A 2,511-nucleotide genomic window follows, 5' to 3' on the forward strand; every position below is an offset into this window, starting at 1 on the left:
GTGTGTGCGGGGGGTTTCGGCCGGGCCCCACAACCCACCCGGCGGGGGGCCGGGGCGGGCCCCGGGGGGGCCCCCCTGGGGGGCGGGCGCGCCCGCCGCGGGGCACGGCGGGCCCGGCCGCGTCTCCGCGTCCGGCCCGGGTCAGGCGTCGGCGGGGGAGACGGGGAGGTTCAGCCGGCCGCCGCCGGCCCTGAACTCCTCGGCCTTCTCCCGCATCCCGGCGGCGAGGGCCTCCGCGTCGGCGAGGCCGCGCTCGGCCGCGAACCGCCGCACGTCCCGCGTGATCTTCATGGAGCAGAAGTGCGGCCCGCACATCGAGCAGAAGTGCGCGGTCTTGGCCGGCGCGGCCGGGAGCGTCGCGTCATGGAAGGCGCGCGCGGTGCCGGGGTCCAGGGACAGGTTGAACTGGTCCTCCCAGCGGAAGTCGAACCGCGCCTCCGACAGCGCGTCGTCCCACGCCTGCGCGCCCGGATGGCCCTTGGCGAGGTCGGCGGCGTGCGCGGCGATCTTGTATGCGATCACGCCGGCCTTGACGTCCTCGCGGTCCGGCAGCCCGAGATGCTCCTTCGGCGTGACGTAGCAGAGCATCGCGGTGCCGTGCCAGCCGATCATCGCGGCGCCGATCGCCGAGGTGATGTGGTCGTAGCCGGGAGCGATGTCGGTGGTCAGCGGCCCGAGGGTGTAGAACGGCGCGCCGTCGCACCACTCCTGCTGCAGGTCGACGTTCTCCTTGATCTTGTGCATCGGGACGTGGCCGGGGCCCTCGTTCATCACCTGGTTGCCGAACCGCGCCGCGATCCGCGTCAGCTCGCCCTGGGTGCGCAGCTCGGCGAACTGGGCCTCGTCGTTGGCGTCCGCGACGGAGCCCGGGCGCAGCCCGTCCCCCAGCGACCAGGTCACGTCGTAGGCGGCGAAGATCTCGCACAGCTCCTCGAAGCGGGTGTAGAGGAAGTTCTCCTCGTGGTGCGCCAGGCACCAGGCCGCCATGATCGATCCGCCCCGCGACACGATCCCCGTCTTGCGCCGCGCCGTCAGCGGCACGTAGGACAGCAGCACCCCGGCGTGGACGGTCATGTAGTCCACGCCCTGCTCCGCCTGCTCGATCACGGTGTCGCGGAAGACCTCGTAGGTGAGCTCCGCCGGGTCGCCGCCGACCTTCTCCACCGCCTGGTACAGCGGGACGGTCCCCACCGGCACGGGCGAGTTGCGCAGGATCCACTCGCGCGTGGTGTGGATGTCGCGGCCCGTCGACAGGTCCATGATCGTGTCGGCGCCCCAGCGGGTCGCCCACGTCATCTTCTCGACCTCGTCCTCGATCGAGGACGCGACGGCCGAGTTGCCGATGTTGGCGTTGACCTTGACGAGGAAGTTCCGCCCGATCACCATCGGCTCGATCTCGGGATGGTTGACGTTGGCGGGCAGCACCGCGCGCCCGGCGGCCAGCTCGTCCCGGACGAACTCCGGCGCCACGCCCTCGCGCAGCGCGGCGAACTCCATCTCCGGCGTGATCTCCCCGCGCCGGGCGTAGGCGCGCTGCGTCACCGCGCCGCCGGTGGCGCGCCGCGGCCGCCGCGGCAGGGCGCCCTCGCCGTCGGCCTGGGGGAGGCGCCCGCCCGCGCCCGGGGGGAGCGCGGAGGGCGACGAGCGGCGCCCGTCGTCCTCGGGGCGCGCCGCCCGCCCCTCGTACGGGGCGGTGTCGCCGCGCTCGGCGATCCAGGCCTCCCGCAGAGGCGGCAGCCCCCTGCGCACGTCGGTCTCCTGCTCTGGATCGGTGTACGGCCCGGACGTGTCGTACAGGACGACGACGTCGCCGTTGGTCAGCGGCACCTCCCGCATCGGGACCCGGATCTCCGGGCGGGAGCCCTGGAGGTAGGTCTTGCGGGCAGCGGGAACCACAGGTTCGGTCATGACGACTCGATCTCTCCCTACGCCGGCATTACCCGGTCAGGTTCATGCGGTCAGCGGCCGTCCCAGCCGCTATCTCAGCCCGGTTCGCCGGGCCCCCGCGATCTGTCGCCACGACGTTAACCCGGGCGGCCCCGGTTGCCGCAACCGCCGCCCATGGGCTAGAGCGCGCCCGCGCGGAGGTCGCGCGCGGGGATCGCGACGGGCAGGGCCAGGACCAGGGTGCGGAGGGGGTCGGGGGCGGACGGCGACCGCTCCAGCTCCACCCGGGCCTCGGCGTCGCCGATGATGCGCAGCGTGGCCGAGCGGCGGCCGTCGACGCCGGTGACGACGCGGCCGTCGCCGGTGGCGCGGGTGGTGCCGAGGAGCATCCCGCCGGCGGTGTGGAAGGACGGCTCGCGCAGGCCGCGCACGAATCCGAGAGGGCGGCCGTCCGCGTCGAGGACGCGCACGCGGTCGCGTCCTGGCAGCCGGGACGGACCCCGGACCACCAGCAGCGCGGCGGCGTGGGGGTCGAGGGGATGGCCACGGTGGTGGCAAGCAGCGGGAAGCGGTCGGCGTTGAGGAGGAGCAGTTCGCGCATGACGGGGGCGGCGCTGCCGTCCG

The 2,511-nt window shown here is 74.4% G+C and carries 2 protein-coding genes and 1 riboswitch; both genes read right to left on the bottom strand.

From position 1 onward, the window contains the following. Positions 1-141 precede the first annotated feature (141 nt). The gene (gene thiC, locus ABWI04_RS42440) at positions 142-1,908 is read right to left on the bottom strand and encodes a phosphomethylpyrimidine synthase ThiC (RefSeq protein ID WP_345186737.1); all 1,767 of its coding nucleotides are present in this window, start codon (positions 1,906-1,908) and stop codon (positions 142-144) included. Then, positions 1,904-2,017: riboswitch (TPP riboswitch) on the bottom strand. (Overlaps the previous gene by 5 nt.) A 49-nt stretch (positions 2,018-2,066) precedes the next feature. Continuing rightward, positions 2,067-2,357, bottom strand: coding sequence for a hypothetical protein (locus tag ABWI04_RS42445; protein WP_353835946.1), 291 nt, complete (start codon positions 2,355-2,357; stop codon positions 2,067-2,069). Between the last annotated feature and the right edge of the window lie 154 nt (positions 2,358-2,511).

This window comes from Actinomadura sp. NPDC000929 (assembly GCF_040492065.1).
GTDB lineage: Bacteria > Actinomycetota > Actinomycetes > Streptosporangiales > Streptosporangiaceae > Spirillospora > Spirillospora verrucosospora.

Coding starts and splice junctions, on each gene's coding strand:
- thiC (WP_345186737.1), bottom strand. CDS start 1,908: ATGACCGAACCTGTGGTTCCCGCTGCCCGCAAGACCTACCTCCAGGGC.